General features: G+C 68.5%; 8 protein-coding genes. 3 read left to right on the top strand and 5 right to left on the bottom strand.

The genetic code is table 11. The features are described from left to right. Window positions 1–662 (bottom strand): nuclease-related domain-containing protein (locus AB0J09_RS50610; RefSeq protein WP_360708500.1); only part of this gene is annotated, 662 nt, incomplete at its 3' end. A gap of 184 nt (window positions 663–846) precedes the next feature. On the opposite strand from AB0J09_RS50610, the gene AB0J09_RS50605 reads away from it, so the two are divergent. After that, window positions 847–1,437 (top strand): TetR/AcrR family transcriptional regulator, encoded by a 591-nt coding sequence (locus AB0J09_RS50605; protein WP_360708497.1) that lies wholly within the window; start codon window positions 847–849, stop codon window positions 1,435–1,437. Here the strand turns inward: AB0J09_RS50605 and AB0J09_RS50600 are convergent. Beyond that, window positions 1,408–2,448, bottom strand: a complete 1,041-nt coding sequence (locus AB0J09_RS50600) for an acyl-CoA dehydrogenase family protein (RefSeq protein ID WP_360708495.1) — start codon at window positions 2,446–2,448, stop codon at window positions 1,408–1,410. The genes AB0J09_RS50605 and AB0J09_RS50600 overlap by 30 nt on opposite strands. After that, window positions 2,445–3,599, bottom strand: coding sequence for an acyl-CoA dehydrogenase family protein (locus tag AB0J09_RS50595; protein ID WP_360708493.1), 1,155 nt, complete (start codon window positions 3,597–3,599; stop codon window positions 2,445–2,447). The genes AB0J09_RS50600 and AB0J09_RS50595 overlap by 4 nt, the downstream gene beginning before the upstream one ends. Before the next feature lie 107 nt (window positions 3,600–3,706). Here AB0J09_RS50595 and AB0J09_RS50590 point away from each other — a divergent pair, with 107 nt between their 5' ends. Beyond that, window positions 3,707–4,924, top strand: coding sequence for an RNA-guided endonuclease TnpB family protein (locus AB0J09_RS50590; protein ID WP_360708490.1), 1,218 nt, complete (start codon window positions 3,707–3,709; stop codon window positions 4,922–4,924). A gap of 13 nt (window positions 4,925–4,937) precedes the next feature. On the opposite strand, the gene AB0J09_RS50585 is transcribed toward AB0J09_RS50590, so the two are convergent. Next, the gene (locus AB0J09_RS50585; protein ID WP_360708486.1) at window positions 4,938–6,140 is read right to left on the bottom strand and encodes an acyl-CoA dehydrogenase family protein; all 1,203 of its coding nucleotides are present in this window, start codon (window positions 6,138–6,140) and stop codon (window positions 4,938–4,940) included. 107 nt (window positions 6,141–6,247) lie between these two features. On the opposite strand from AB0J09_RS50585, the gene AB0J09_RS50580 reads away from it, so the two are divergent. After that, complete coding sequence (locus AB0J09_RS50580) at window positions 6,248–6,832, top strand: GNAT family protein (protein ID WP_360708483.1); 585 nt, start codon at window positions 6,248–6,250, stop codon at window positions 6,830–6,832. A gap of 101 nt (window positions 6,833–6,933) precedes the next feature. Here AB0J09_RS50580 and AB0J09_RS50575 read toward each other — a convergent pair. Then, a partial coding sequence (locus AB0J09_RS50575; RefSeq protein ID WP_360708481.1) for a TetR family transcriptional regulator C-terminal domain-containing protein occupies window positions 6,934–7,205 on the bottom strand: 272 nt, incomplete at its 5' end.

Raw genomic sequence — 7,205 nt, 5'->3', positions numbered from 1 at the left:
GGCTTGAGCAGCGTCAGCCCCTCGGCGCCCACGATGCCGCCCTTGGGCAGCAGCCCGCAGTGGACGGCGAGCATGGGCGTGATCGTCACCGGGATGCGCGTCTCGCGGGTGAGCAGCTCGGCGAAGGCCTCGGCGGTCTCGACCAGTGGCTTGGCGGTCTTGCTGCCGTACTTCTCGCCGAAGAACAGCCTTCCGCCGTAGCAGGCGATCTCGGTGTCGGGGCTCCAGGACTCGTTGTCGATGATCCACACGCCGCCCGGACCGATCACCAGATGATCGATGGACGCCTGGCCGCGGATGGCTCGGCCGTCGAGCACGCTGTAGCCGTGACGGCTCAGCGACCTGCGCAACATCTTCCCGGTGATCGCCTCGCCGCGTCGCGCGCCGCGCCAGACGGCCGTCGCGTGGAAGGAGCGCCAGTCGAGGTACCAGTCGCCGCCGGCCACGATCCCAGCCATGATCAGGCCGAAGAACGGGGACGCTCCGGCGAGGTCGAACCTGAGCCCGAGCGCGAACCCGATCACGAATCCCACGGCGGCCTTGACGTACCTGGACCTGCGCCGGCTGGGGGCGTCCTCCCGCCAGAACTTCTCGTACCACCACTGCGGGGAAGACCCTGTGTACTTCTCATTTGGTTGCACGTAGATAGAGCCACCGGGCACGGCAAACTCCCCGAATGTGTAGATGTGTTACAGGATCTGCCACGCCGAAGATCCCTCGCCGGTCAAGAGATACCCGCCTCCCAACCAAGGCGAGCCTAAGGTGACGTAATTAGTACCCGCAAGACCAGCAAATGACCTCAACCGACCAGTCGGTATCCTAAGGCAGGTGACAAAGGGGGACCATGTGAAAGACGAACCGGTCAGACAGCGGTTGCTCGCCGAGGCGACCCGGCTGTTCGCCGAGCGCGGCTTCGAGGGCACCTCCGTTCAGGAGGTCGTCGTGGCGGCCGGCGTCACCAAGGGCGCCATGTACCACTACTTCGACTCCAAGGACGACCTGCTGCACGAGATCTACGCCCGGGTCCTCCGCATGCAGATGGAACGGCTGACGCGGATCGCCGACGGCCCCGGCGACGTGCGGCGGCGCCTGTACAAGGCCGCGGCCGACGTCGTGGAGACCACGGCCGCGAACCTCGACGACTCCAAGATCTTCTTCAGGTCGATGCACCTGCTCGCCCCGGAGACCCAGAAGACCGTACGCGCCGAGCGCCGCCGCTACCACGAGCGCTTCCGCAACCTCGTGGCCGAGGGGCAGCGCGAGGGCGTCTTCAGCGGCCGGGTCCCGGCCGAGCTGGTCGTCGACTACTTCTTCGGCTCGGTGCACCACCTGGGCACGTGGTTCCACACGGAGGGGCCGCTGACCGGCGCCCAGGTGGGCAGGCACTTCGCCGACCTGCTGCTCACCTCACTCGGGGCCGGGCACGTCGGCAAGTGAGGCCAGCGCCGCACGGTGGTCGCCGGGCGTGCCCAGCGCGATCTCCGAGGCTTTCGCGCGCTTGAGATAGAGATGTACGGGGTGCTCCCATGTCATCCCGATCCCTCCGTGCAGTTGCAGGGCCTCCTCCGCGGCGTGCACGGCGACGCCCGCGTTCCACGACTGGGCCACGGCCACGGAGATCGCCGAGCCGTCGGTCGCGGCACTCCTGGCGGCGGCCCTGGCCCGGACCACGTCCAGCCACAGGTCGGCCAGCCGGTGCTTGATCGCCTGGAAGGAGCCGATCGGCCGGGCGAACTGGTGGCGTTCCTTGACGTAGGCCAGCGTCGTGTCGAGGCACCATTCGGCCACCCCGAGCTGCTCCGACGCCAGAAGCCCCGCCCCGGCCCTCAGCACCGCCGCCAGGTCGCACTCCCCCACGTCCCGGGCGGGAGTGCGGTCGAAGGTGACGGTCGCGACCGGCCTGGTCAGGTCGAGCGACGGCACGACCTCGACGACCGCACCCTCCTCCACGGCGTAGAGCCTGCCGCCGACGGGTGCCAGCAGCACGTCGGCCACATCGGCCCCGGCCACGCCGGTGACGGTCCCGGTCAGCCGCCCCTCCTCGACCCGCACGGATGCTCCGAGCCTGTACGGGTTCGCCGCGAACGGCACGGCGAGTGCGGCGGTCTTCCTGCCTTCTGCCAGCTCTCCCAGCAGGGCGTCCCCAGTCGGCAGCAGCGCGTACGTGGCCAGCACGGAGCTGGTGAAGAACGGCACCGGCGCCACTCCCCTGCCGAGCTCCTCCAGCACGACGGCCGCCTCGCTCGCCGACGCCCCGGCGCCGCCGTGCTCCTCGGGGATGAGCAGCCCGGCCACCCCGATCTCGCCGGCCAGCGTCTTCCACAGGTCCAGGTCGTAGGGTTCGGACTCGACCCGCTTGAGCACGGCGGCGGGCGGGCACCGGTCGGCGAGCAGCCCGCGCACCGCGGCCCTCAGCTCCTCCTCGACCTCTGAGTAAAGAAGGCTCATCGCGGCAGGTCCTTCCAGGGCACGTCCTTGTCGATGCGGGGCTCTGAGGGCAGGCCGAGCACCCGCTCGGAGATGATGTTGCGCAGGATCTCGGAGGTGCCGCCCTCGATCGAGTTGCCCTTGGCCCGCATGTAGCGGTAGCCGGGGCCGCGGCCGTAGAAGTCGACGTCCTCCGAGCGGCGGAACGTCCAGTCGTCGTAGCCCAGGTCGCGCCCGAATTCCACCTCGAAGCCGGACAGCGCCTGATTGAGCTTGGCGAACGACAGCTTCATCCCGGACCCCTCGGGCCCCGGCTGGCCCACGGCGAGCTGCTCGCGCAGCCGTGCCCCGGAAAGGCGGGTGACCTCGGACTCGACCCAGAGCGACAGCAGCCGCTGGTGCAGGTCGTGGGTGCGCAGCTCGGGGTGCGCGCGCCAGGAGTCGAGCACGACCCCGACCATGCCGCCGCCCCGCCGCACGGGAGCGCCGCCGATGGCGACGCGCTCGTTCATCAGCGTGGTCTGCGCGACCCGCCAGCCGTCGCCGACCTCGCCGAGACGCAGGTCGTCGGGGAGCCGTACGCCGGTCAGGAAAACCTCGTTGAACTCGGCCTCACCGGTGATCTGCCGCAGCGGCCGCACCTCGACGCCCGGCGCGTGCATGTCGCAGACGAAGTACGTCAGGCCGCGGTGCTTCGGCACGTCCGGGTCGGTACGCGCGACGAGGATGGCCCACCTGGCGTGATGGGCGCCGGACGTCCACACCTTCTGGCCATCGACGACCCATTCGTCCCCGTCCCTGACGGCGCGGGTCGCGAGCGTGGCGAGGTCGGATCCGGCGCCGGGTTCGCTGAAGAGCTGGCACCAGATCTCCTCCCCCGTCCACAACGGCCGCAGGAAGCGACGCTTCTGCTCCTCCGTCCCGAACGCCAGGATCGTCGGGGCCGCCATCCCCAGCCCGATGCCCTGGACGCCGGAGTTGATCTGCGGCGTGCCGGCCAGCTCCCGCTCCACGACCTGCTGCGACTCCCGCGACGCACCCAGCCCGCCGAGCCCTTCGGGGAACCACACCCAGGCCAGCCCCGCGTCGAATCTCGCCCGCAGGAACTCCAGCCGATCTCCGTCCGGGTCGTGCTCCGCGAGGAACGCCGCGACCCGCTCCTTGATGTTCACCGAAGACCTACAGCCTGGAGGCCCCGTCCTTCAGGGCAGGAAGGAAATGCGGAACCTCGCCCAGCATTCTGCTTACACATGACAGCACTTTCTGTAAAATGATCTACGTGAGAACGGCGTACAAGTGTCGGGCCTACCCGACCCCTCAGCAAGCGGCGGTGCTGAAGCGCACCTTCGGCTGCGTACGCTTGGTGTGGAACAAGACCCTGGCCGAGCGGCACCGCACTTACCACGTCGAGGGCCGGCGGACCTCCTACAAGGAGACCGACGCGGCGTTGACCGAGTGGAAGAGGACCGAGGATCTGGTGTTCCTGTCCGAGGTGTCCTCCGTTCCGTTGCAGCAGACCCTGCGCCACCAGCACACGGCATTCGCGAACTTCTTCGCCGGGCGAGCCCGCTACCCGCGGTTCAAGAACCGCAACTCCCGACAGTCCGCGCATTACACCCGCTCGGCGTTCCGGATGCGGGACGGGAAGCTGACACTCGCCAAGACCGACTCCCCGCTGGCATTCGTCTGGTCCTTCGGCGACATCGACGTGACCACGCTGAACCCGACCATGGTGGTCCTCTCTCGCGATCCGGACGGCCGCTGGTATGTGACCTTCGCCGTCGACACCGACGCACCCGAACCGGTCGAGCAGGCCGGGCGAGAGATCGGCGTGGACCTGGGCGTGAAGGACTTTGCCGTGACCTCGCACGGACAGCGGATCACCAACCCAAAGCATCTGGAGCGCAAGGCCCGCAACCTGGCCCGCTACCAGCGGCGCATGGCCCGCAAACAACGCGACAGCAACAACCGCATGAAGGCCAAGGCCAAGATCGCCCGCGCGCACCGCAAGGTCCGCAACGCCCGCGCCGACTTCTTGCACCGCGTCAGCACGAACCTCGTCCGCCAGGCCGACCTCATCGCGATCGAAGACCTCAACGTCGCCGGTATGGTCAAGAACCATTGCCTGGCCAAGGCGATCTCTGATTGCGGGTGGGGCGAGTTCCGCCGCCAATTGGAGTACAAGTGCGAACGGTACGGTCGCCATCTGGTGGTGGTCGACCGTTGGTATCCCAGCTCCAAGACCTGCTCGAACTGCGGGCACCTGCTCGCCGAGCTGAGCCTTTCCACCAGGGCATGGACGTGCCCTGCCTGCCGTACCCGGCATGACCGGGACATCAACGCGGCCAAGAACATCCTTGCGGCTGGTCGAGCCGTAGCCAGGGACAACCCTGGCGATGCCTGTGGAGCTGGTGTCAGTCGGCAAGGGTCCTCCCTTCCGCAGTCGGCTGTGAAGCAGGAAACCCCGCCCGTGAGGGCTGGAGTCCCCCTCCTTTAGTAGGGGGAGGAAGTCAAATCCACTTCTTGAGCTCCCGGTGGGCCAGAGACCGCTTGTGCACCTCGTCCGGGCCGTCCGCAAGGCGCAGCGAGCGGGCGCCCGCCCAGAGTCCCGCCAGCGGGAAGTCCTGCGAGACGCCGCCCGCGCCGTGGACCTGGATGGCCTTGTCGAGGATCCACTCCACGGTCTGCGGGGTGGAGATCTTGATGGCCTGGATCTCGGTGTGCGCGCCCTGGTTGCCCACCGTGTCCATGAGCCAGGCGGTCTTGAGCACGAGCAGGCGCATCTGCTCGATCTTGATGCGGGACTCGGCGATCCAGTCCTGCACGACGCCCTGCTGGGCGATGGGCTTGCCGAACGTGGTCCTGGCCAGCGCGCGCCTGCACATGAGCTCGACGGCGCGCTCGGCCATGCCGATCAGGCGCATGCAGTGGTGGATGCGGCCGGGGCCGAGCCTGGCCTGCGCGATGGCGAAGCCGCCGCCCTCCTCGCCGATGAGGTTCTCGACGGGTACGCGTACGTCCTCGAACTCGATCTCCGCGTGGCCGCCGTGGTCGGCGTCGGTGTAGCCGAACACGTGCATGCCGCGCTTGATGTGCAGCCCCGGCGTGTCGCGCGGCACCAGGACCATGCTCTGCTGGCGGTGCTTGGGCGCGTCGGGGTTCGTCTTGCCCATGACGATGAAGATCTTGCAGTTGGGGTTCATCGCGCCGGAGATGAACCACTTGCGGCCGTTGATGACGTACTCGCCGCCGTCGCGAACGATGGAGGTGGCGATGTTCGTGGCGTCGGAGGAGGCCACGTCGGGCTCGGTCATCGCGAACGCGGAGCGGATCTCCCCGTCGAGCAGCGGCTGCAGCCACTCCTTGCGCTGCCACTCGTTGCCGAACATGGACAGGACCTCCATGTTCCCGGTGTCCGGCGCGGCGCAGTTGGTGGCCGTCGGGGCGATGGTGGGACTCCGGCCCATGATCTCCGCCAGCGGCGCGTACTGGAGGTTCGTCAGCCTGGCGCCGTGCTCGCCCGGGAGGAACAGGTTCCACAGACCCCGCTTCCTGGCCTCGTCCTTCAGGTCGGCCATCAGCGGCGGGGGGCTCCAGCCACTGGTCGCCGCCTGCTCCTCGAAGGCGGGCTCGGCGGGATAGACGCATTCGTCCATGAAGCTCAGCAGTCGTTCGCGCAGGTCCTCGGTGACGCTGTCAAAGGCGAAGTCCATGGCTGTGAGCCTACCGACCGGCCGGTATGAGTGTCGACAGGTGGCTCTCCGCAAAAACCGGCATGTGGCCATAATCGCGACTTCACGGGCTCTCTAGAGTTGCCGCCATGACCGCGAAGCTGCCTGCGCCTGTAGTGCTCGAGAACGACGTCGTCCGGCTCGAGCCGCTCGCCCTTGATCACATTCCCGACCTGTTCGCCGCCGGCGGCGGGGACGAGGAGCTCTGGCGCTGGCTGCCCATCTCCGCGCCGCGCTCCGAGGAGGAGCTGGCGAAGGTCGCACTCGGCCTGGTGTCGGACGACCAGCACGTTCCCTTCGCCGTGGTGGTCAAGGAGAACGGGCGGGCCGTGGGCTGGACCACGTACGGCGACGTGCCGGGCTTCGACGAGAGCATCGAGATCGGCTGGACGTGGTACGGCCGGGAGGTGTGGCGTACGGCCGTGAACACCAGCTGCAAGCTCCTGCTCATCGACCACGCGTTCGGGCTCGGCTACAACCGGGTCCTGCTCAAGACCGACAACCTCAACCTCAGGTCGCAGAACGCGATCAAGCGGATCGGCGGCCTGCACGAGGGCACCCTGCGACGGCACCGCCGGCGGCCGGACGGCACCTGGCGCGACACGGTCTGTTTCGGCATCCTCGAAGAGGAATGGCCGCAGCACCGGGCCCGCCTGACGCACTCGGACTCTTAGGAGCGCTTGGGTTTTAGGCGGGAATGATTGATCGGCCGGGGGGCTACCGGCTCGACGGCGGCGGACACGTCATCGTCCGCGAGGCCTGGGCCGGACGGTTGTCAGCGGAGCATTCCGCCCAGCAGGTCGCGCACGGCCTCGATGAGCTCGTCCAAGGTGGGTGTGGGGCCGGCGCCCACGATGGCGTCGAACATGAGCCCCTCACCAAAGGCCACCAGCTGGCGCGCATGCCGTACTGGATCCCGTGAGCCCAGGGCGGCCAGTAGGGCAACCGCGGGGTCGCGGAAGCGGCGGCCCGCCTCGTCATAGATCTTGCGAAGCTCCGGGCGCCGGGTCGCCTCCAGGGCGAGCTCGTAGCGGGCCAGCGTCCGCC

Source organism: Nonomuraea sp. NPDC049784 (genome assembly GCF_040659615.1).
GTDB lineage: Bacteria > Actinomycetota > Actinomycetes > Streptosporangiales > Streptosporangiaceae > Nonomuraea.
Note: the sequence above shows the minus strand (reverse complement) of the source record. Positions and strands in the feature narration are given on the sequence as shown.